The sequence below is a fragment of the Streptomyces sp. NPDC044921 genome (genome assembly GCF_056432865.1).
In genome coordinates this window covers 17,570-38,277 of record NZ_JBWKIF010000001.1, presented here as the reverse complement: position 1 = coordinate 38,277, position 20,708 = coordinate 17,570, and the positions used below count along the sequence as shown (strand labels likewise).

At 72.6% G+C, this 20,708-nt stretch carries 20 protein-coding genes; 9 read left to right on the top strand and 11 right to left on the bottom strand.

From position 1 onward, the window contains the following. Nucleotides 1–114: 114 nt before the first annotated feature. Nucleotides 115–1,932, bottom strand: a complete 1,818-nt coding sequence (locus tag AC07DA_RS00180) for a bifunctional metallophosphatase/5'-nucleotidase (protein WP_479123098.1) — start codon at nt 1,930–1,932, stop codon at nt 115–117. A gap of 145 nt (nt 1,933–2,077) precedes the next feature. Between AC07DA_RS00180 and mshD the strand changes: the two genes are divergently transcribed. After that, nucleotides 2,078–3,004, top strand: coding sequence for a mycothiol synthase (mshD, locus tag AC07DA_RS00175; protein WP_479123096.1), 927 nt, complete (start codon nt 2,078–2,080; stop codon nt 3,002–3,004). A gap of 192 nt (nt 3,005–3,196) precedes the next feature. Here mshD and AC07DA_RS00170 read toward each other — a convergent pair whose 3' ends face one another. The 6 genes from AC07DA_RS00170 to AC07DA_RS00145 all read right to left on the bottom strand — a co-directional run bounded on the left by AC07DA_RS00170 (nt 3,197) and on the right by AC07DA_RS00145 (nt 8,608). Beyond that, on the bottom strand, nt 3,197–4,147 hold the full coding sequence (locus tag AC07DA_RS00170; protein WP_479123094.1) for a LysR family transcriptional regulator: 951 nt from the start codon (nt 4,145–4,147) through the stop codon (nt 3,197–3,199). A 79-nt stretch (nt 4,148–4,226) separates the two neighbouring features. Then, nucleotides 4,227–4,865, bottom strand: coding sequence for an ABC transporter (locus tag AC07DA_RS00165; RefSeq protein WP_479123092.1), 639 nt, complete (start codon nt 4,863–4,865; stop codon nt 4,227–4,229). After that, nucleotides 4,856–6,370 carry an ABC transporter permease gene (locus AC07DA_RS00160; RefSeq protein WP_479123090.1) on the bottom strand — a complete coding sequence of 505 codons (1,515 nt, stop codon included), beginning with the start codon at nt 6,368–6,370 and terminating at the stop codon, nt 4,856–4,858. Before AC07DA_RS00160 ends, AC07DA_RS00165 begins: the two co-directional genes overlap by 10 nt. Beyond that, a complete protein-coding gene (locus AC07DA_RS00155; protein WP_479123088.1) occupies nt 6,367–7,227 on the bottom strand; it encodes an ABC transporter ATP-binding protein in 861 nt (286 codons plus the stop codon). Before AC07DA_RS00155 ends, AC07DA_RS00160 begins: the two co-directional genes overlap by 4 nt. Beyond that, nucleotides 7,224–8,060, bottom strand: coding sequence for a zf-HC2 domain-containing protein (locus AC07DA_RS00150; protein ID WP_479123086.1), 837 nt, complete (start codon nt 8,058–8,060; stop codon nt 7,224–7,226). The genes AC07DA_RS00155 and AC07DA_RS00150 overlap by 4 nt, the downstream gene beginning before the upstream one ends. After that, nucleotides 8,057–8,608, bottom strand: a complete 552-nt coding sequence (locus tag AC07DA_RS00145) for an RNA polymerase sigma factor (RefSeq protein WP_479123084.1) — start codon at nt 8,606–8,608, stop codon at nt 8,057–8,059. Before AC07DA_RS00145 ends, AC07DA_RS00150 begins: the two co-directional genes overlap by 4 nt. Before the next feature lie 252 nt (nt 8,609–8,860). Between AC07DA_RS00145 and AC07DA_RS00140 the strand changes: the two genes are divergently transcribed. The 7 genes from AC07DA_RS00140 (at nt 8,861) to pstB (ending at nt 17,185) form a co-directional block, all read left to right on the top strand. Continuing rightward, nucleotides 8,861–11,227 carry an RNA degradosome polyphosphate kinase gene (locus AC07DA_RS00140; RefSeq protein WP_479123082.1) on the top strand — a complete coding sequence of 789 codons (2,367 nt, stop codon included), beginning with the start codon at nt 8,861–8,863 and terminating at the stop codon, nt 11,225–11,227. Beyond that, nucleotides 11,208–12,356, top strand: a complete 1,149-nt coding sequence (locus AC07DA_RS00135) for a CHAD domain-containing protein (RefSeq protein WP_479123080.1) — start codon at nt 11,208–11,210, stop codon at nt 12,354–12,356. The genes AC07DA_RS00140 and AC07DA_RS00135 overlap by 20 nt, the downstream gene beginning before the upstream one ends. Before the next feature lie 33 nt (nt 12,357–12,389). Next, nucleotides 12,390–12,833 carry an NUDIX hydrolase gene (locus AC07DA_RS00130; protein WP_479123078.1) on the top strand — a complete coding sequence of 148 codons (444 nt, stop codon included), beginning with the start codon at nt 12,390–12,392 and terminating at the stop codon, nt 12,831–12,833. 249 nt (nt 12,834–13,082) lie between these two features. Further along, on the top strand, nt 13,083–14,207 hold the full coding sequence (gene pstS / locus AC07DA_RS00125; protein WP_479123076.1) for a phosphate ABC transporter substrate-binding protein PstS: 1,125 nt from the start codon (nt 13,083–13,085) through the stop codon (nt 14,205–14,207). 104 nt (nt 14,208–14,311) lie between these two features. Continuing rightward, a complete protein-coding gene (gene pstC, locus AC07DA_RS00120) occupies nt 14,312–15,316 on the top strand; it encodes a phosphate ABC transporter permease subunit PstC (RefSeq protein ID WP_479123074.1) in 1,005 nt (334 codons plus the stop codon). Further along, complete coding sequence (gene pstA, locus AC07DA_RS00115; protein WP_479123072.1) at nt 15,313–16,368, top strand: phosphate ABC transporter permease PstA; 1,056 nt, start codon at nt 15,313–15,315, stop codon at nt 16,366–16,368. Before pstC ends, pstA begins: the two co-directional genes overlap by 4 nt. A gap of 40 nt (nt 16,369–16,408) precedes the next feature. Beyond that, complete coding sequence (gene pstB, locus AC07DA_RS00110) at nt 16,409–17,185, top strand: phosphate ABC transporter ATP-binding protein PstB (protein ID WP_403586431.1); 777 nt, start codon at nt 16,409–16,411, stop codon at nt 17,183–17,185. Nucleotides 17,186–17,319: 134 nt separating this feature from the next. On the opposite strand, the gene AC07DA_RS00105 is transcribed toward pstB, so the two are convergent. Then, nucleotides 17,320–18,318, bottom strand: a complete 999-nt coding sequence (locus AC07DA_RS00105) for an inorganic phosphate transporter (RefSeq protein ID WP_383335923.1) — start codon at nt 18,316–18,318, stop codon at nt 17,320–17,322. Between the two features lie 7 nt (nt 18,319–18,325). Continuing rightward, complete coding sequence (locus tag AC07DA_RS00100) at nt 18,326–18,946, bottom strand: DUF47 domain-containing protein (protein WP_020269925.1); 621 nt, start codon at nt 18,944–18,946, stop codon at nt 18,326–18,328. 204 nt (nt 18,947–19,150) lie between these two features. Between AC07DA_RS00100 and AC07DA_RS00095 the strand changes: the two genes are divergently transcribed. Continuing rightward, complete coding sequence (locus tag AC07DA_RS00095; RefSeq protein WP_479123069.1) at nt 19,151–19,522, top strand: metal-sensitive transcriptional regulator; 372 nt, start codon at nt 19,151–19,153, stop codon at nt 19,520–19,522. A gap of 12 nt (nt 19,523–19,534) precedes the next feature. On the opposite strand, the gene AC07DA_RS00090 is transcribed toward AC07DA_RS00095, so the two are convergent. Both AC07DA_RS00090 and AC07DA_RS00085 read right to left on the bottom strand, forming a co-directional pair. Further along, nucleotides 19,535–19,702, bottom strand: a complete 168-nt coding sequence (locus AC07DA_RS00090; protein ID WP_479123885.1) for a hypothetical protein — start codon at nt 19,700–19,702, stop codon at nt 19,535–19,537. Between the two features lie 91 nt (nt 19,703–19,793). Continuing rightward, nucleotides 19,794–20,645, bottom strand: coding sequence for an SCO4651 family lipoprotein (locus tag AC07DA_RS00085; RefSeq protein WP_479123067.1), 852 nt, complete (start codon nt 20,643–20,645; stop codon nt 19,794–19,796). Between the last annotated feature and the right edge of the window lie 63 nt (nt 20,646–20,708).

The window sequence follows — 20,708 nt, the reverse complement described above, 5'->3', positions numbered from 1 at the left end:
CGGGTTCGGCTGACCATCGCCGCCGAACCCGGAAGGGCCACCATCAGGCTCCCGTCGCGGGCTCTCTACCACGCGTCCCGCCCCTGCCCGCAGCCCCGACCCCGGGTATGCGACCTACTTCACCACGGTGATCCGGTCCGCCTTCGGCGGCGCGATTGGGTGCGACGCCGAGGAGTTGGCCGTCAGGTACTGCTCCAGCGCGGTCAGGTCGTCGGCGCCGACGACGTCGTTCGTGCCCTGGCCGAGCGTGGGGAAGCCGTCGCCGCCGCCCGCGAGGAAGCTGTTCGTCGCGACGCGGTAGGTGGCCGCCGGGTCGATGGCCGCGCCGTTCAGCCTGATGCTGTCGGTGACCACCCGGTCCGCACCGGACTTGGTGAGATCCAGCGTGTACGTCAGACCGGAGGAGACCTGGAGGATCTTCGGGGCCGCCGCGTTGGCGCCGGACACCTGCTCCTTGAGCGCCTGGATCAGCTGCGCGCCCGTGAAGTCCTGGAGGTTCACGGTGTTGGCGAACGGCTGGACCGTGAAGCCCTCGGCGTAGGTGACGACGCCGTCGCCCTCACCGGCCTTGGCCGCGTAGGTCAGCGGGGCGCGGATGCCGCCCGGGTTCATCAGCGCCAGGTCCGTCTCCGGGTCGAGCTGCCTGCCGTGCGCGAGCTGCGCGTCGGCGATGAGGTCGCCGAGCGGGGACTCGGTGCCGGTGTTGCCGATGTCGCCGGAGATGTAGCCGATGGGCCGGTTGCCGATGGGCGCGGCCAGCGCGTTCCACTTGCTGATCAGCTCGGTCATGTCGGGCGCCTTGGGGACGTCCCGGGTGACCACGCGGTTGGCGGACTTCACCGCCGTACGGGCGATGTCGCCGGTCCTGCGGTCGTAGGTCAGCGTGGTGTCGGTGTAGAGGCGACCGAAGGACGCGGCCGAGGTGACCATGCGGGGCTTGCCCGACGGGTCGGCGATGCTGCACACGTAGGCGCTGTGCGTGTGGCCGGTGACCAGCGCGTCCACCTGCGGCGTGACGTTCTTGGCGATGTCGACGATCGGGCCGGATATGCCGTCGCCCGCGCCCGGGGAGTCGCAGTCGTAGTTGTACGACGCCGACGCCGGGAAGCCGCCCTCGTGGACGAGCGCGACGATCGACTTCACGCCCTTGCGCTCCAGCTCCCTGGCGTACTTGTCGATGGTCTCGACCTCGTCCTTGAAGGACAGGCCCTTGACGCCCTCGGCGGAGACGATGTCCGGGGTGCCCTCCAGGGTCACGCCGATGAAGCCGACCTTGACGCCGTTCTTCTTCCACACCCAGTAGGGCTTGAGGATCGGCTTCTTCGTCTTCTCGTCGAGGACGTTGGCGGCCAGGTAGGGGAAGTCGGCGCCCTCGAACTCCTCGTCCGTGTAGCAGCCGTCCTTCGGGTGGCAGCCGCCGTTCTGCAGCCGGGCCAGCTCCTTGGCGCCCTCGTCGAACTCGTGGTTGCCGACGGAGGTGACGTCGAGGTCGAGCTTGTTCAGCGCCTCGATGGTGGGCTCGTCGTGGAAGAGCCCGGAGAGCAGCGGGGAGGCGCCGACCATGTCGCCGCCGGCCGCGGTGATGGAGTACTTCTCGCCCTTGCGGGCCTGGCGCAGGTGCGTGGCGAGGTACTCGACGCCGCCCGCGTCGATGGTCTTCGTCGTGCCGTCGTGCTGGTGCTCGGTGACACGGCCGGAGGAACCCGCCGGCGGTTCCAGGTTGCCGTGCAGGTCGTTGAAGGACAGCAGCTGCACGTCCTGGTAACGGCCGGGCCAGTGCCCGCCCGTGCGCCGGTCCTCGTCCGCGGTCGCCGCCCCGGGCAGCGCCGCGGCGGCCAGCGCGCCGACGGTGACGACTCCGGCGACGAGAGCGAGGAAACGGTTCGTACGGCGTCTCCGGCGCTCCGGATGCGCCGGTGTAGTGGCTGGCATACGCCCCCCTGTGGGTCTGCTGGGACAGTGACGTCGTCCGGCGCAGCCTAGAGTCAACGCGCGTAGCGCGACAGGCCTTTCCGGGTTACGACCTGGTTGCTTCTTTGCCACCGATTTGCCGGTGGCGCCCCGTACCCTCGTACGCATGACCAGCGACGACACCGTACGGCCCGGCCGCCCCCGCTCGATCGAGACCCTTGCCGCGCTCTCCGCGGAGCAGACCGAGGCCGTGCTCGGACTGCTCGCCGAGGCCGCCCGGACCGACGGGCAGCAGGCGGTGTCCGAACAGGGCCGGTTGCAGTTGCGCGGCGGCGAGCGGGCGGGCGTGTCCCATCTGCTGCTCACCGCCGGCGGGGAACTCGTCGGTTATGCCCAGCTGGAGGACACGGACGAGGTGGAGCCGCCGGCCGCCGAGCTGGTCGTGCACCCCGCGCACCGCGGGCACGGGCACGGGCGGGCGCTCGGCGCGGCACTGCTCGCGGCCTCCGGCAAGCGGCTGCGGGTGTGGGCGCACGGCGGGCACTCCGCGGCCCGGCACCTCGCCCAGGTCCTGGGCCTGACGCTGTTCCGGGAACTGCGCCAGATGCGCCGCCCGTTGACCGGCTTCGACGCGCCCGAGCCGGTGCTGCCGGAGGGCGTCACCGTCCGCACCTTCGAACCCGGCCGCGACGACGCGGCCTGGCTCGCCGTCAACGCCGCCGCCTTCGCCCACCACCCCGAGCAGGGCTCCCTGACCCAGCGCGACCTCGACGACCGCAAGGCCGAGCCGTGGTTCGACCCGGCGGGCTTCTTCCTCGCCTTCCGCGGCGAGGAACTCGTCGGCTTCCACTGGACGAAGGTGCACGCCGAGGAGGGACTGGGCGAGGTGTACGTCGTCGGGGTCGCCCCCGGCGCGCAGGGCGGCGGTCTCGGCACGTCCCTCACCACGATCGGGCTGCGGCACCTGGCGGCGCGGGGGCTGCCGACCGCGATGCTGTACGTCGACGCCGACAACAAGGCGGCGGTGTCGGTGTACGAGCGGCTGGGGTTCACGACGCACGAGGTGGACCTGATGTACCGGACGGAGACCTGAGCCCGCCGCGGGCGCCCGGCGACCGTACGCCGCGGGTTACCGCCCACCCCGGGCCGCACGTGCCCGGCCCCGTCTCCGTACCGCGGCGGTGCCACCGGGCGGTGGCGGCCGGGGGAGGCGCGGGGCGGGGCGCGGCCGGGTGCGTCCGGACGGTCCGGCGGGCACCGCGCGGCTCAACGCCCGCCTGCTGGATCAAGCGGCCCGGGCGGCCGGGGGCTCCGCCCACGACGGGCGCCACAGCTCGCCCTCGGGCGGTCGCGGCCGGGTCGCCGTCAGGTAGTCGCGCAGGGCCGTCAGGCCGGGGTGCGGGTTGTCCGCGCGCCAGAGCAGGAAGTGCGGGTAGACCGGGGTCGGGTCGGTGAGCGGGACGAGCCGCAGATCGTGGCCGACGGGCCAGACGTGCGGGGTCCGTTCGCTGAGGATCGTCGCCACCGTCGGGGAGCCGGCGATCGTGTCGAGCAGCGCCTCCAGGCCGAAATTGGGCCCGATGGTGTCGATGGCCGGACCGAACGCGGCCGCCAGGGCCTCGTAGTAGGCGTGCCACTCGGTGCCCGGCACGTTGCCCGGCATCCAGATCCGGTGCCCGGCGAGCTGCGCGGGCGTCACCGAGGCGGCCCGGGCGAAGGCGTGGCCGGGGCCGACGCACAGGCTGAGCGGCTCGTCGAGGACGGGCAGGGCCTCGATGCCGTCGGGCAGCCGGTGCCCGGGCATGGTGACGGCCCGGAAGGTGGCGTCGACGGCCCCGTCGCGCACGGCGGCCACGGCCGTGTCCACATCGAACAGCGTGACGACGTCCAGCGCGATCCGCGGACGGGCCCGGTGGAAGTCCTGCACCAGTCCCCCGGTGGCGGCCCGGCGCCCCACGACGTCGACCCGCAGCGCCCGGTCCCCGGGACGCACGGCGGCCACCGCCCGCTCCGCCGCGCTCAGCAGCACCCGGGCGTGCGGCAGCAGCGCCTGCCCGTCGATGGTCGGCTCCGCGCCGCGCGGCGTCCGGACGAACAGCCGCACCCCCAGGTCCCGCTCCAGCGCGGCGATCCGCTTGGACACGGCCTGCTGGGTCAGGGCCAGATCCACAGCGGCCTTCTGGAACTGCCCGGCGTCGGCGACCGCGACGAAGGCCCGTACGGCGTTGAGGTCCACGGCGGCAGCCTATTTCTCCGCCGCGGCGGACGGGCCCCGGGCGTGCGCCGCCCGGGGCCCGTCCGGGCGGCCGCCGGGTCTACGCGCCGGGCCGCCTGAAGGGGATCCGCCGCAGCGGCTCCCGCGCGCAGAGCACGCCCGCGAGTGCCGCCGCCACCAGCAGCACGGCCCACCGGTCGTGCGCCGCCGCCCACCGCTCGTCCTCCACCGGCACGAACAGCGCCCAGCGCTCCGGCCAGAGCAGCACCGCCAGCACCGCCGTGGTCAGCAGCACGGCCGAGACCGGCAGCCCGGGCCGGGTCGCCTCGGTGAAGCGGACCGCGGCCGCCGCGCCGGTCACCGCCAGGGTGAAGGCCGCTCCGGCCTCCAGCGTGAGGTCGCCGACCGGGGGCCGCACGTCCGGCGGCACGAGCAGCAGCGCCACCGTCCACCAGGCCGCCGCCGCCGGGACGACGAGGGCCGCCCGCAGGGCGAAGCGGACCGGGCGCGGGGTCGGCACCGTGGCCGTGGTGTGCCGGGCCGGGTCGTCCAGGAGGAACACCAGGCCCAGCGCGAAGGCCAGGACCGCGGCCCGCAGCAGGGGCAACGAGAGACGTTCCGCCGTCTCCCCCGTCCGGGTCAGCGCGGCGAGCAGCAGTCCGGCCGCACCGGCCGCGCCGACCGCTCCCCACGGCAGGGTCCGGTGGACGGGGAGCAGCAGCTGCCGGGTCACAGGCACTTGTCCTCCCCGTCCGGCGCGGGCAGGCCGAGCAGCTTCGCGGCGCCGGCCGCCGTCACCTCCGGCTTCGTCAGACCGGCCCAGTGCTCCTTGACACGGGCCGTGGCCTCGGCGCGGGGCAGGTCGAGCAGCGCGCGCAGCACCTGGGTCTGGGCCTCGGTCATGTAGAGGCCGTTCGTGGGCTGGAGCACGGAGTCCGAGCCGGTGATCGTGTCGTTGAGGCGGACCCTGCGCAGGGCGTCGAGCGGGTCGGACTCCCAGCCCACGGCCAGCCACATCAGGGGGACCATGCGGCCGTCGCAGATCGACGTCGCCGCCTCCTCGTCGCCCGCGATGAGCACCCCGGCCACGGCGGCCGAGAACTCGGGGACCCGGTTCCCGCCCCACTGCGTGCCGACCGTCACCTCGTACGGACGCGTCAGGGACACCAGCGTGGCGTCACCGTCGAGGCCGTAACGGGCCTCGACCCGCTGCCGCACGACGACGTCCCGCTCGTGCGCCGCGCCCCCGGCCAGGGACCGCACCCGCTCCACGACCCGGGCCCACTCCCCGACCCGCGGCCCCCACTCGGGGAAGGCGCAGTACGTGGACCCGTCGCGCCGGACGCAGGTGTGCAGCTGCTCCGGGTGCGCCGAGGCCCGTTCCCGCGCCTTCGCCAACTCCGGTGTACCGCCCCCCGACTGGGCGTCCGCGCCGACGACCGTCAGGGCGAGCGCCCCGGCGAGTCCGGCGAGGAGGGCCGGCCTGCGGCCCCCGGCGACGAGGAGCGCGAGCAGTCCGAGGCTCAGCCCCAGCCCGGTCAGGTACGCGGCGTGCCAGGCGGCGGGCCGGCCGATCAGGTCCGAGGGCAGGGTGTTGCTGCTCGCCTCGCCGACGACGGGCAGGAGCCACTGGGCCCCGCCGTCGCCCGTCCCGGTGCTGAGGAGGAACAGGAACAGGCAGAACACGATGGCGAGCGGTGCGACGAACGCCGACCGCACCAGGGTCGCCACCAGCAGCCCGAGCAGACCGAACAGCAGCACCGTCAGGGGCCCGACGAGGAGTTCGGCCACCGACCCGTGCCCGATCGCGCCGGGCCTGAGCGCCTCCCTGGCGAACTGCGCGGCCACGCACACGGCGGTGACCAGCGCGGCGGCCAGGGCCGACAGGGCGTGCGCGGCCGTGCGGAGCCACGGGGGCAGGACCAGGACCGCGAGGTGCGCCTCGGTGCCGTGCCGGTGCGAGCGCAGCGCGGCGTGGTTCACGCACAGCAGGACCGCGAGGCCGACGAGCAGCGGGGCGCTCTGGGTGGCGCGGTCGGCGTCCTGGAGGGCCGGGAAGTCGCCCCAGGCCTTCCCGTCGCGCCACACGACCCAGCCGAGGTGGACGGCGAGGGCGAGGAGCACCGGCACCCGGGTCAGCAGGCGGCGCGACTCGAACAGGGCCAGCGCCCACACGGCGGCCCAGGAGCCGCCCGGCCCGGTCCGCGCCCCGGCCGCGACCGGCTTGTCCAGCACCGCGGTCATGCCGCCACCTCCGCTCCGGCACCGTCGAGCGTGAGCAGGTAGCCGTCCTCCAGGGTGGGTTCGAGGAGCTCGGCCCCGTCCGGTGGGTCGCCGACGTTGCGGAAGGATCCGCTGCCGGTGCGCCAGCCGGCCCGCGCCCCCGGGGCGCGTTCGGTGCTGCTCCACACCCGCCCGGCGGCCCGCGCGGTCAGCTCGGCCGGGGTGCCGTCGAAGCGGATCCGGCCGCCGGCCATGACCAGCACCCGGTGGCAGAGCATCGCCACGTCCTCCGTCTGGTGGGTGGACAGCAGCACCGTGCGCCCCTCCCCGGCCCCGGCGATCAACTCCCTGAAGCGCATGCGCTGTTCGGGGTCGAGCCCGACGGTCGGCTCGTCCAGCACCAGGAAGCCGGGGTCCCCGACGAGGGCCGCCGCGAGGGCGACCCGCTGCCGCATCCCGCCGGACAGCTTCCGCATGCGCTTGCCGCGCACGTCCGCCAGGCCCACCTCGTCGAGCACCCGCCGCACCTCCCGGTGCCGGACGCGCCGGTCGGTCATCTCCTTGAGGATCGCCACGTAGTCGACGAACTCGAAGGCCGTGAAGTCCGGGTGGAACCCGGGCGTCTGCGGCAGGTACCCCAGCCGGCGCCGCACCTCCTGCCGTCCCCGGGCGGTGGCCGGGTCGTGGCCGAGCACGGTGAAGGCCCCCTGGCCGGCGGGCAGGGCGGTGGCGAGCACCCGCAGCAGGGTGGTCTTCCCGGCACCGTTGGGCCCGAGCAGCCCGGTGACACCGCCGGTCAGACGCAGCGACACGTCGTCGAGGGCGCGGGTGCCGCCGTAGCGGAGGCCGATCCCGGAGGCGGACACGGTCGGAGTCATACGGCACGTCCCTGGAAGAGGTCGAAGCGGTCACGGAGGAGGTAGAGCAGCCCGGCGGCGAGCGCGGCGACCACCGCCGCCACGCCCTGCCCGGCGGCGGTGAACGGCGCGAGCGGCACGTCGCCCCCGGCCCGCGCCGCGTGGGCCAGCGCCAGCAGGCCCGCCCAGGCGCCGCCGACCAGCGACGGCGCGAGCACCGGACCGAGCCGGGGCGTGAGCGCGAGCCCGGTCGCCGTCAGGGCCAGCGCGGGCAGCAGCCAGGCCAGCGCGTGCAGCCCGTACGCGGGCAGGGCGAGGGTCGCCAGCCCGTTCAGCGCGAGCACGACGGCCAGCACGGCCACGGTCCGCAGCATCAGCAGCCGGAACCCGTGCATCGGCGCGACGACGGCCATCTCGTACGTCGGATCCAGCGCGGGCCCGTACGACAGGGCCACCCCGGCCAGCGGCAGCAGCGGCGCGAGGGCGAGGAACAGCGTGGGGTACTCCCCGCCGCGCACGGCGTGCCCGGCGGCCACGCCGATCAGCAGCACGGCGACGACCGCCCCCAGCCAGGACCGCCGCAGCGCCGGGGCGGCCGCGAGCAGCCGGGCGGTGTGCCCGGCGACCCCGAGCCGCACCAGCAGCCCCTCCAGCAGCCCCGGGCGCGGCACGTCCAGCTCGGCGTCGAGCCGCTCCCACCCCGCGTCGAGCGCGACCGGGTCGCTGACGTCGGCCAGCGCCCCCCGGCAGCGGGCGCAGGAGGCCAGGTGCGCGTCGGCGGACCAGAGCGCGGGCGGCGCCAGCCCGCCGTGCGCGTAGGCGCGCAGGTCGTCCTCGGGTACGTGCCAGGTCATGCCAGTGCCTCCCGCAACTGCTTGCGGGCCCGCATCGCCCGCGTCTTGACCGTCCCCGGAGGGATCCCCAGCAGGACGGCGGCCTCGCGGGTGGTCAGCCCGTCGATGACGGTCGCCTGCAGCACCGCCCGCAGCTCCGGCGACAGCCGGACCAGGGCCCCGGCGAGGTCCCCGTGCTCCACCCCCGCGAGCACGCGTTCCTCCGCCGACTCCTCGTCCCGGTGCCGCAGCCGCGCCAGGGCCTGCCGCAGCCGGCCCCGCGCCCCGTCGCCCCGCAGGGCGTCCACCAGCCGCCGCGACCCGATGCGCCACAGCCACCCGGCGACGTCCGCTGAGGGACCGTCCTCCCGGTAGCGGGCCTTGCCCCGCCACACCGCGAGGAAGGTCTCCTGCACGACGTCGTCGACGACGTTCGCATCGGCGCACCGCCCGCGCAGCCGGGCCCGGAGCCACGGCGCGTAACGCCGGTACAGCTCCTCGAAGGCGCGCCGGTCGGCGTCCGCCGCGACGGCCCGCAGCAGCTCCCCGTCGCTTCTCGTCTCGCTCACGTCTCCTCATCGGACCGCCCGGGCCGAACGGTTCACGAAAGCACGCCCGGCTTTCCGCCCGGGCGGGACGGACGTTTGGCCAGGTCCTCGGGGACACTCGGCACGCCGTGCCCGGCGGCGCCGCCCACAGGCTGTGGACGAGCCGTCCCGGCCGCCGGCCCGGGCCCGTGGACGCCCGCGGGCCGCCGCCCGCTATCCCGCACGTCATGTCTCCGTAACCATTGATTCAGACGGGCTTGCGACGCTCGGCCAATGAATCCCGCCGCGCCAGAGCCTTCCCCGCCCCGCGAGGGTCCCGAGGGAAACGGGAGCACTCATGTGACACCCCCGCTCCTGCCCGCGCTGTCCGACGCGCCCGTGATGCTCGCGGCGCGGAAGAATGGGTCCATGAGCCAGCCGAACACCCAGGCACAGGTCCAGCACGCGCAGCCCTCCGTGGGCTCCATAGCAGCCCACCGCCCGCACACGGTGGCGGCGGTGGTCTCCGATCTGGAACCCGACATCGACGCCGACCTCGACGGCTACGAGGAGTCGCCGTACGACGGGCCCGAGCTGCCGCAGGGCCGCTTCCTGGACCGGGAACGCAGCTGGCTCGCGTTCAACGAACGCGTGCTCGAACTCGCCGAGGACCCGAACACGCCGCTGCTGGAGCGGGCCAACTTCCTGGCGATCTTCGCCAGCAACCTGGACGAGTTCTTCATGGTCCGGGTCGCCGGCCTGAAGCGCCGCATCGCCACCGGCGTGGCCACCCGCTCCGCCTCCGGCCTGCAGCCCCGCGAGGTGCTGGAGATGATCTGGGCCCGCTCCCGCGAGCTGATGGCCCGGCACGCCGCCTGCTACCACGAGGACGTCGCCCCCGCACTCGCGGAGGAGGGCATCCACCTGGTCCGCTGGAGCGAGCTGCAGGAGAAGGAGCAGGCCCGCCTGTTCACCCTGTTCCGGCACCAGATCTTCCCCGTGCTGACCCCGCTGGCGGTCGACCCGGCGCACCCCTTCCCGTACATCTCCGGCCTGTCGCTGAACCTGGCCGTCGTGGTGCGCAACCCGGTCACCGGCCACAAGCACTTCGCCCGGGTCAAGGTGCCGCCGCTGCTGTCCCGCTTCCTGGAGAGCTCCCCGGGCCGCTACGTCCCCGTCGAGGACGTCATCGCCGCCCACCTGGAGGAGCTGTTCCCGGGCATGGAGGTCCTGGAGCACCACGCCTTCCGCCTCACCCGCAACGAGGACCTGGAGGTCGAGGAGGACGACGCGGAGAACCTGCTCCAGGCCCTGGAGAAGGAGCTCATGCGGCGCCGCTTCGGCCCGCCGGTGCGCCTGGAGGTCGAGGAGTCCATCGACCGCGAGGTGCTGGACCTGCTGGTGCGCGAGCTGAAGATCAGCGAGGCCGAGGTCTACCCGCTGCCGGGCCCGCTGGACCTCACGGGCCTGTTCCGCATCGCCTCCCTGGACCGGCCGGAGCTGAAGTACCGCAAGTTCGTCGCCGGCACCCACCGCGACCTCGCCGAGGTCGAGTCGGCGTCCGCGCCGGACATCTTCGCCGCGCTGCGCGAGCGGGACGTGCTGCTGCACCACCCCTACGACTCGTTCTCCACGTCCGTGCAGGCCTTCCTGGAGCAGGCGGCCGGCGACCCGGACGTCCTCGCCATCAAGCAGACCCTGTACCGCACCTCCGGCGACTCCCCGATAGTCGACGCGCTCATCGAGGCCGCCGAGTCCGGCAAGCAGGTCCTGGTCCTGGTCGAGATCAAGGCCCGCTTCGACGAGCACGCCAACATCAAGTGGGCCCGCAAGCTGGAGGAGGCCGGCTGTCACGTGGTCTACGGCCTGGTCGGGCTGAAGACCCACTGCAAGCTGTCGCTGGTGGTCCGCCAGGAGGGCGAGACGCTGCGCCGCTACAGCCACGTCGGCACCGGCAACTACCACCCGAAGACGGCCCGCCTCTACGAGGACCTCGGCCTGCTCACGGCCGACCCGCAGGTCGGCGCGGACCTGTCGGACCTGTTCAACCGCCTCTCCGGCTACTCGCGCCGCGAGACCTACCGCCGCCTGCTGGTCGCCCCGAAGTCGCTGCGCGACGGGCTGGTCTCGCGGATCACCAAGGAGATACAGCACCACCGCGCGGGGCGTCCCGCGTACGTCCGCATCAAGGTCAACTCGATGGTCGACGAGGCCGTCATCGACGCCTGCTACCGGGCCGCCCAGGCCGGTGTGCCGGTGGACATCTGGGTGCGCGGCATCTGCGCCGTGCGCCCGGGCGTGGCCGGCCTGTCGGAGAACATCCGGGTCCGCTCGATCCTCGGCCGCTTCCTGGAGCACTCCCGGGTCTTCGCCTTCGGCAACGGCGGCGAGCCCGAGGTGTGGATCGGCAGCGCCGACATGATGCACCGCAACCTCGACCGCCGGATAGAGGCCCTGGTCAGGGTCACCGACCCGGCGCACCGGGCGGCCCTGAACCGGCTGCTGGAGACCGGCATGTCGGACTCCACCGCCTCCTGGCACCTCGGCCCGGACGGCGACTGGACCCGGCACGCGACCGACGCGGACGGCCAGCCCCTGCGCAACGTCCAGGAGATGCTCATAGACGCCCGGAGGCGCCGGCGTGGCACAGCGACACCTTGACCCGACGACCTCCCTGGCCGGGGCCGCCCCCACCGGAGACGCCCTCGCGGGCTACCTGCGGGACCAGGCCACGGAGTTCCTGCGAGCGCTGCGCCTGCACCGGGAGACCGGGGCGGGGGCGAACGGCTCGGAGGGGTCCGCCGAGGCGGCCCGCGCCCTGCGCCGCTCGGCCCGCCGCATCAGCGCCAGCCTGCACACGTTCCAGCCGCTGCTGGACTCCGACTGGTGCGAGACCATGCGCCCGGAGCTGGCCTGGGTCTCCGGCACGCTGGCGATGGAACACGCCTGCGCGGCCCGCCTGGAACGCCTGCTGGCGGCCCTGCACCGGCTGTCCGGGTCGACGGCCTTCCCGGCCCAGGCGACGGCCCCGGACGGGGCGGCGGGCCCGCGCGCCGACGCGGGTGCGGGCGGCCGTGCCGCCGGGGCGGGCACCGCCCCGGCGAGGGCGGCGTCCCGCGACGCCGGGCCGCGCTCCCCCGCGGCGCCCGCGGCGGAGCGCGGCAACCTGACCGTCGGAGCGGCCAAGGCGGGCGCCCTCCTGGACCGCCAGCTCACCCTCGCCCGCACCCGGGCGCACTCCACCGCCCTGCAGGCCCTGGGCAGCAGCCGCTTCCACGCCGTCGCCGACAAGGTCGCGGTCCTGGCCAGCGAGGTCCCCCTCCTCGCCACGGCCGCCGCCACCGACCTGCGTCCGCACGCCGCGGCGGCGGAGGAGCGCCTCACCGACGCCGTGGCCGCCCTGCCCCTCGTCACCGCGGGCCACCCGTACAACGCCGCGGCCCTCGTCCACGGCCTGTCCCCGGACACGGTCGCGCACCCGCAGGACGCCCCGTGGCACCAGGTCCGTCTGCTGCTGCGCCTGCACCGCTACGCCCGTGAGGCCCTCAGCGGCCCCCGGGGCAACGCCGTCGTCGACCTGCGCCTGCTCGACGCCGGCCGGGCCCTGAACCGGCACCGCGACGCCTCGGAGGCGGCGGCGGCCGCCGCCCAGGCGGCCCGCACGCCCCGGATCGCCCCGGCCACGGCCTACGCCCTCGGCGTGCTCCACGCCGACCAGCGGCACGAGGTGGAGGCGGCGCGTTTCGCCTTCCAGCAGGCCTGGCAGAAGGAGACGGTCGGCGCGTCATGACCGGCACGGCACCCGGAAGGCGGTGAACACCCGGTGAGCTCACCCGAGGAATCCACCGTGCAGGCCGCGGGCTGCGTGCTGTGGCGCCGCTCGCCCGGCTCCGGCGAGCTGGAGCTCTGTCTCGTGCACCGGCCGAAATACGACGACTGGTCGTGGCCGAAGGGCAAACTGAAGCGCGCCGAGGATCCCCTCGCCGGCGCCCTGCGCGAGGTGGCCGAGGAGACGGGCTGCCGGGCCGAGCCGGGTGCCGAGCTGGCCACCCTGCGCTACCTGGCCAACGGCCGCCCCAAGCAGGTGCGCTACTGGGCCGCCAAGGCCGTGACCTGCGCGTTCACCCCGAACGACGAGGTCGATCGCGTCCTGTGGCTGGCGCCGGAGGAGGCCCGCGCCCGCCTCACCCAGCCCCACGACCGCCCCCTGGTCGACGCGCTGCTCGCCGCGCTGCACCGGGCCCGCTCCGGCGGCGGAGCGGACTGAGACCGTCCGCGGTTGTCCAGCGGGACCCGCGCGAAAAGCGGAATCCTCACGTGCTCTCCCCGTGAGCATTCCGTGACCTAACCACACCGTCGGCAGGGGTTCACCCGTCGTTCATGTGTGGCCATCGGCGGCTTCACCTGATCTGCCTAATTTCGGCCGTACCAGATGCGAGACGCGCCTGCCGCGCGTCCGCGTCGGACAGTCTTCGCACGCCGCCGATCAGGACGGCGGCTCCTGGAAGGAACTCAAGTGAAGCTTCAGCGCATGAACCGGCGGGCCCTCGCTCTCGGTGCTCTCGCCGTCTCCGGCGCCCTGGCCCTCACGGCGTGCGGCTCCGACGAGACCGGAGGTGGCAGCGACGGCTCCTCGTCGAACGCCGCCGCGCCCAGCAACATCAAGTGCGACGACGCCTCGGGCCAGGTGCTCGCCGACGGCTCCTCCGCGCAGAAGAACGCCGTCGACGCGTGGGTCAAGCAGTTCTCGGCGGCCTGCAAGGTCGAGATCAACTACAAGGCCGGCGGTTCCGGCGCGGGTGTCACCGCCTTCACCCAGGGCCAGGTCCCGTGGGCCGGTTCGGACTCCGCCCTGAAGCCCGACGAGGTCGAGGCCTCCAAGAAGGTCTGCTCCGGCGGCCAGGGCATCGACCTGCCGATGGTCGGCGGTCCGATCGCCGTCGGTTACAACGTCCCGGGCGTCGACAAGCTCGTCCTGGACGCCTCGACGATCGCCAAGATCTTCGACAGCAAGATCACCAACTGGAACGACCCGGCCATCGCGAAGCTGAACCCCGACGCGAAGCTGCCCAACCTCAAGATCCAGGCGTTCCACCGCTCGGACGAGTCCGGCACCACGGACAACTTCACCAAGTACCTGATCGCCACCGCCAAGAAGGACTTCCCCTACGAGGGCGGCAAGGCCTGGCAGGCCAAGGGCGGCCAGTCCGCTCCGCAGTCCTCCGGCGTGGCCGCGCAGGTCAAGCAGACCGCGGGCGCGATCGGCTACTTCGAGCTGTCGTACGCCAAGGACGGCATCAAGACCGTCGCCATCGACACCGGCGCGGGCGAGCCGGTCGAGGCGAACGTCGAGAACGCCACCAAGGCCATCGCGGACGCCAAGGTCGTCGGCACCGGCAAGGACCTCGCGCTGGAGCTGAACTACGCGACCAAGGCCGAAGGCGCCTACCCGATGGTCCTGGTGACCTACGAGATCGTCTGCGACAAGGGCAACAAGGCCGAGACGCTGCCCGCCGTCAAGGCGTTCCTGCGCTACGCGGCCTCGGAGGAGGGCCAGAAGATCCTCGCCGAGAACGACTACGCGCCCATGCCCGAGGACATCATCGCCAAGGTTCGGACCACCGTCGAGAGCCTGAGCTGACCTGAGCGTGCGGTCCGGTCCCCCGGTGGGACCGGGCCGCACCGTCCGGTGCACCGCCGCCAAGAGCCGCACAGCAGTTGCGGTTCCGCAGACCGGAGAACCCGATGGACACCACACAGATAGCTGACGCACCTCCCCCCACTCCCCCGACGCCCACGGTCGAGCAGAAGCGCGCCGCCCGTGGGGCCACCCGGCCCGGGGACCGGATCTTCCTCGGCCTCTCGCGCGGCTCGGGCATCCTGCTGCTGGTCATCATGGCCGCCATCGCGGGCTTCCTCACCTACCGCGCCTCCCTCGCCATCAGCAAGGACGAGGGCAACTTCCTGACCACCTTCGAGTGGAACACCGGTGTCAACCCGCCGGTCTTCGGCATCGCCGTCCTGGCCTACGGCACGATCGTCTCCTCGATCATCGCGATGATCATCGCGGTCCCGATCGCCGTCGCCATCGCGCTGTTCCTCACGCACTACGCCCCCCGCCGGCTGAGCGGCCCGATCGCCTACGTGATCGACCTGCTCGCCGCCGTGCCGTCCATCGTGTACGGCCTGTGGGGCGCCCTCGTGCTCGTGCCGTACATGAACGGCCTCTTCGGCTGGCTGAACGACTACCTCGGCTGGACCGGCATCTTCTCCTGGCAGAACGGCGCCCCGCGCTCCATGCTCACCGTGGGCATCCTGCTCGCGATCATGATCCTGCCGATCATCACCAACGTGAGCCGCGAGGTCTTCCGCCAGGTCCCGCAGATGCACGAGGAGGCGGCCCTGGCGCTCGGCGCCACCCGCTGGGAGGTGATCCGCATGTCGGTCCTCCCCTTCGGCCGCTCCGGCGTGATCTCCGCCTCGATGCTCGGCCTCGGCCGCGCCCTCGGCGAGACGATGGCCGTCGCCACCGTGCTCTCCCCGGACTTCCTGATCCACACCAGCCTGCTCGACCCGGGCGGCGGCACCTTCGCCCAGAACATCGCCAGCAAGTTCAGCGAGGCGACCGAGTTCGGCCGTGACGCGCTGATCGCCTCGGGTCTGGTCCTGTTCGTCATCACCCTGCTGGTCAACGGCGCGGCCCGCGCGATCATCGCCCGCCGCAAGGAGTACTCGGGGGCCAACGCATGAGCACCGCAACCATCGCCCCGAAGCGCCCCAGCACCCTGCGCGGCGCCCGGCTGCCCAAGTGGGCCCCGTGGGCCATCGCCGCCGGGTCCGTCGCCGCCGGCCTCGGCATCAGCGCCGCCGCCGGACTGCACAGCGACATCCAGTGGGCGCTGATCGCCGCGCTCCTGCACATCCTCGGCACGTACGTCATCGCGGCCAAGGTGGAGAACCGCCGCCAGGCCAAGGACCGCGTGGTCACCTCCCTGGTGTGGGTCGCGTTCCTGCTGGCCGTGGTGCCGCTGGCGTCGCTGGTGTGGTCGACCGTGCAGCGCGGCACGAAGGTCCTCGACGTCTACTTCCTGACCCACTCGATGGGCGTGGTCGCCGACTCCGAGGCGGGCGGCGGCATCTACCACGCCATCCTCGGCACGCTGCAGCAGGTCGGCCTCGCCACCCTGATCGCCGCGCCGGTCGGCGTGCTCACCGCGATCTACCTGGTCGAGTACGGGCGCGGCAACCTCGCCCGGGCCGTCACCTTCTTCGTCGACGTCATGACCGGCATCCCGTCGATCGTCGCCGGCCTGTTCATCCTCAGCCTCATGCTGATGTTCGACATGCAGCCCTTCGGCTTCGCCGGCTCGCTCGCCCTCGCGATCCTGATGATGCCGGTCGTCGTCCGCTCCACGGAGGAGATGCTCAAGCTCGTCCCGAACGAGCTGCGCGAGGCCTCCCTGGCGCTCGGCGTGCCGAAGTGGCGCACCATCCTCAAGGTGGTCCTGCCGACCTCGGTCGGCGGCATCACCACCGGCATCATGCTGGCCATCGCCCGTATCGCCGGTGAGACCGCGCCCGTGCTGCTGCTGGTGTTCGGCAGCAAGTTCATCAACGCCAACCCCTTCGAGGGCGCGCAGGCGTCGCTGCCGCTGTACATCTACCAGCAGTACGGCTCCGGCGAGGTCACGGCGTACGACCGCGCCTGGGCGGCGTCGCTCACGCTGATCGCCTTCGTGATGATCCTCAACCTGGTGGCCCGCGGCATCGCCCGCTGGAAGGCCCCCAAGACCGGTCGCTGACGCGGCCATACAGCGACTGAAGTCTGGAAGTGAAGTAGTCATGGCCAAGCGAATCGACGTAAGCGGACTGACCGCCTACTACGGCTCCCACAAGGCGATCGAGGACATCTCGATGACCGTCGAGCCGCGCTCGGTGACGGCGTTCATCGGCCCGTCCGGCTGCGGCAAGTCGACGTTCCTGCGCACCCTGAACCGCATGCACGAGGTCACGTCCGGCGGCCGGGTCGAGGGCAAGGTGCTGCTGGACGACGAGGACCTCTACGGCGCGGGCATCGACCCGGTGTCGGTCCGCCGCGAGGTCGGCATGGTGTTCCAGCGGCCGAACCCGTTCCCGACGATGTCGATCTTCGACAACGTGGCGGCGGGCCTGCGTCTGAACGGCAACTACAAGAAGAGCGAGCTGGCGGACATCGTCGAGCGGTCGCTCAAGGGCGCGAACCTCTGGAACGAGGTCAAGGACCGCCTGAACAAGCCCGGCTCGGGCCTGTCCGGCGGCCAGCAGCAGCGCCTGTGCATCGCGCGGGCGATCGCGGTGGAGCCGAACGTCCTGCTCATGGACGAGCCCTGCTCGGCGCTGGACCCGATCTCGACCCTGGCGATCGAGGACCTGATCGGGGAGCTGAAGGAGCGCTTCACGATCGTCATCGTGACGCACAACATGCAGCAGGCGGCGCGGGTCTCCGACCGCACGGCGTTCTTCAACCTCGCGGCGGTCGGCCAGCCCGGCAAGCTCATCGAGATCGACGACACGGAGCGGATCTTCTCCAACCCGTCGGTCCAGGCCACGGAGGACTACATCTCCGGCCGCTTCGGCTGAGCCGCCCTGCGCACAGACTCCTCGCGGTGCTGCATGGCGGTGCCACCGCGAGGCCGAAAAGGGCCCGCCCCTGGCTCCCGGGGGCGGGCCCGTTCGTGTGCGTGCCGGCCGTTCGCGGCCGGGCGGCGTCCCGGCTACAGGAACGCCAGGTGCACCAGCCCGAAGGAGGCCGCGGCCACCGTCGCCGCCGCCGGCATGGTGATGAACCACCCCAGGATGATGTTCTTTGCGACGCCCCACCGCACGGCGTTCACGCGCTTGGTGGCGCCCACACCCATGATCGCCGAGGTGATCACGTGGGTCGTCGAGATCGGCGCCTTGAACAGGAACGCCGTGGCGAACATGATCGACGCGCCCGTGGTCTCCGCGGCGAAGCCCTGCGGCGGGTCCAGCTCGATGATCTTCCGCCCCAGCGTCCGCATGATCCGCCAGCCACCGGCGTACGTGCCCAGCGACAGCATCACCGCGCAGGCGATCTTCACCCAGACCGGGATCGGGTCGCCGTAGTCCTCGACGTCGGCGATGACGAGCGCCATCACCACGATGCCCATGGTCTTCTGCGCGTCCTGCAGCCCGTGTCCCAGCGCCATGCCGGCCGCCGAGACGGTCTGGGCTATGCGGAAACCGCGCTTGGCCTTGTGCGGGTTGGCCTTGCGGAACATCCACATGATCGCGGTCATCACCAGGTAGCCGGCCAGCAGGCCGACCACCGGGGAGATGAACATGGGGATGACGACCTTCTCCAGCACCCCGTGCCAGTAGACGGTCGTGCCACCGGCCAGCGCCGCCCCGACCATGCCGCCGAACAGCGCGTGCGAGGAGGACGAGGGCAGCCCGAAGTACCAGGTGATGAGGTTCCAGACGATCGCGCCGACCAGCGCGGCGAAGAGGATCCCCATCCCCTTCGACCCCTCGGGTGTCTGGATCAGGCCCTCACTGACCGTCTTGGCGACCCCGGAGCCCATGAAGGCGCCGAGCAGGTTCATCACCGCGGCCATCGCCAGCGCGGCCCGCGGCGTGAGCGCCCGGGTCGACACGGACGTGGCGATCGCGTTCGCCGAGTCGTGGAAGCCGTTGGTGTACGTGAAGAAGAGCGCGACCCCGATGGTCACGACCAGAGCGAAGGTGTCCATGAAGGGCTCAGGACTCCTTGACGGCGATGGTCTCCACCGTGTTCGCCACGTGCTCGAACGCGTCCGCCGCTTCCTCCAGCACGTCCACGATCTGCTTGAGCTTCAGGACCTCGATGGCGTCGTACTTGCCGTTGAAGAGGTGCGCCAGCAGCTTGCGGTGGATCTGGTCGGCCTGGTTCTCCAGCCGGTTGACCTCGATCCAGTACTCGGTCAGGTTCTCCATGGTGCGCAGGTGCGGCATGGCCTCGGCCGTCAGTTCGGCGGCGCGGGCCAGGACCTCGATCTGCTGCTCGACGCCCTTGGGCAGTTCCTCGACGTTGTAGAGGACGACCAGGTCGACGGCCTCCTCCATGAAGTCCATGATGTCGTCGAGGGACGAGGCGAGGGAGTAGATGTCCTCGCGGTCGAACGGCGTGATGAACGAGGAGTTCAGCTGGTGGAAGATCGCGTGCGTGGCGTCGTCACCCGCGTGTTCCGCTGCCCGCATACGCTCTGCGATCTCGGCCCGGGCGGAGGCGTCCGCCCCGAGCAGTTCCATCAGGAGCTTGGAGCCCGTGACGATGTTGTCCGCGGAGGCGGCGAACATGTCGTAGAAGCTCGTCTCCCTGGGGGTCAGACGAAAGCGCACGTGGGGTCCTCGGCTTGCTTCGGTTTCGGTCAGGCTGATGCTAGGCGCATCATCCGGCCACGGCTATCGGGCCGCCCACCAGTGTCGCCCATCAGGCACAGTGATGAGTACGGGGGCGGTCCGAGGGGCCGTATACCCAGCGAAGTTCGGTACCATATACCCAGTAGGGGTATATGTCGGCCCACTGCCCACCAGGAGGACGCGATGACGGACGTGACCGACACCACAGATGTCGCACATGTCACCCCCGGCACCGCGGACACCGGTGCGGCCGTCACGGACCACGACCGCGGCGTGCACGGGTACCACAAGCAGAAGGACGAGCACCTCAAACGCCTGCGCCGGATCGAGGGCCAGATCCGCGGCCTGCAGCGCATGGTCGACGAGGACGTCTACTGCATCGACATACTCACGCAGGTCTCCGCCTCCACGAAGGCCCTGCAGTCCTTCGCCCTGCAGCTGCTGGAGGAGCACCTGCGCCACTGCGTCGCCGACGCGGCCGTCAAGGGCGGCGACGAGGTCGAGGCGAAGGTCAAGGAGGCAACCCAGGCGATCGCCCGCATGCTGCGGACGTGATCCGGCCGGGGTTCAGCTCCCCGGGCCGTCCCGCTCCTCGGCCACACGCAGCACCTCGTCGATGCTCTCCAGGCTGAGCCGCTCCCTGGCGGCCGAGGCCGCGATGATGAGCTCTCCGCACAGCTCGATCTCGGCGAGGGCCACGTGGTCCTGAACTGCCGTACCGCCGACCGGAGCCACGCGCATCACCTCGTCTCTGCCGTCACCGGCTTCCTAGAGTAGGGAGCGGCCTACACACCGCGCATGGCACGGACGGGCTAGTTCACGCCGGTCACTCCTCGGCGATCTTGCCCGCGTAGATGTCGTCGTCGTCCGGCAGCCGCACCCGCACCGAGGCCCCGAAATCGTAGAGCAGGGTCGTCGAGGCGACCGCGACGGGGCTCTTGCGCTGCCCGTTCACGAAGCTGAAGCGGTGGCGGACCTTGCGGACGCGCCCCTGGTCGTCGAGGTAGGCGTCGAACGGCACTTCGGCCGTGGCGAACCCTTTCGCCGCCGCCCGCAGGGACCCCCGGTTGCCCTCGGACGCCCGCCTCGCGGCGTCCCCGAGGTCCGCGATGCCCCGGTAGTGCCGCACACCGGTGCCCGCGACCTCGGTACGGCCCAGGTAGGTCGCCGTCCGCGTGCCGCGCAGCACCTCCGCCGCGGTGAACGGGTCGGTGGCCCCGCCGGTGACCAGGTTCCCGTCGGACAGCGTCCGGGTGTCCACCCGCACCCACTTGTCCGGGGGCACACCGGCGCCCCGGTTCTTCATGAACAGCGCTCCCGGCGCGAGCAGTTCCGTGACGGTCCGGCGCCCGGCGGCTCCCGCGGGGTCCTGGGGCAGCACCACCCGCAGCTCCCCCAGCCGCTCGCGGTAGTCGTAGACCCCGGCGCCCCGGATGGTCACCCGGGTGCCCCCGGCCGCCATCTCCATCGACGTACGGGCCTTGGAACTCCCCGCCTCCACCAGCCGGTCGGCGGCCCGGTGCAGCAGTACCACGGCGTCCCCGCCCCGGGCGTCCCCGGCAACGGCGTCCCCGCCCGCGCACCCTCCCGCGCCCAGCCCCACTCCGGCCACGGCCGCGGCCGCGACGACCGCCGCACCCGTCCGCCCGCGCCGCCGTTCCCGCTGCCGCCCAGTCATCGCCTGCCTACCCCCAGCCGGTACGTCCGTCACGGGCCCCCTTGTCGTTCCGCTTAACGACCG

Coding starts and splice junctions, on each gene's coding strand:
- AC07DA_RS00180 (WP_479123098.1), bottom strand. CDS start 1,932: ATGCCAGCCACTACACCGGCGCATCCGGAGCGCCGGAGACGCCGTACG.
- mshD (WP_479123096.1), top strand. CDS start 2,078: ATGACCAGCGACGACACCGTACGGCCCGGCCGCCCCCGCTCGATCGAG.
- AC07DA_RS00160 (WP_479123090.1), bottom strand. CDS start 6,370: ATGACCGCGGTGCTGGACAAGCCGGTCGCGGCCGGGGCGCGGACCGGG.
- AC07DA_RS00155 (WP_479123088.1), bottom strand. CDS start 7,227: ATGACTCCGACCGTGTCCGCCTCCGGGATCGGCCTCCGCTACGGCGGC.
- AC07DA_RS00150 (WP_479123086.1), bottom strand. CDS start 8,060: ATGACCTGGCACGTACCCGAGGACGACCTGCGCGCCTACGCGCACGGC.
- AC07DA_RS00140 (WP_479123082.1), top strand. CDS start 8,861: ATGAATCCCGCCGCGCCAGAGCCTTCCCCGCCCCGCGAGGGTCCCGAG.
- pstC (WP_479123074.1), top strand. CDS start 14,312: ATGGACACCACACAGATAGCTGACGCACCTCCCCCCACTCCCCCGACG.
- pstA (WP_479123072.1), top strand. CDS start 15,313: ATGAGCACCGCAACCATCGCCCCGAAGCGCCCCAGCACCCTGCGCGGC.
- pstB (WP_403586431.1), top strand. CDS start 16,409: ATGGCCAAGCGAATCGACGTAAGCGGACTGACCGCCTACTACGGCTCC.
- AC07DA_RS00105 (WP_383335923.1), bottom strand. CDS start 18,318: ATGGACACCTTCGCTCTGGTCGTGACCATCGGGGTCGCGCTCTTCTTC.
- AC07DA_RS00095 (WP_479123069.1), top strand. CDS start 19,151: ATGACGGACGTGACCGACACCACAGATGTCGCACATGTCACCCCCGGC.
- AC07DA_RS00085 (WP_479123067.1), bottom strand. CDS start 20,645: ATGACTGGGCGGCAGCGGGAACGGCGGCGCGGGCGGACGGGTGCGGCG.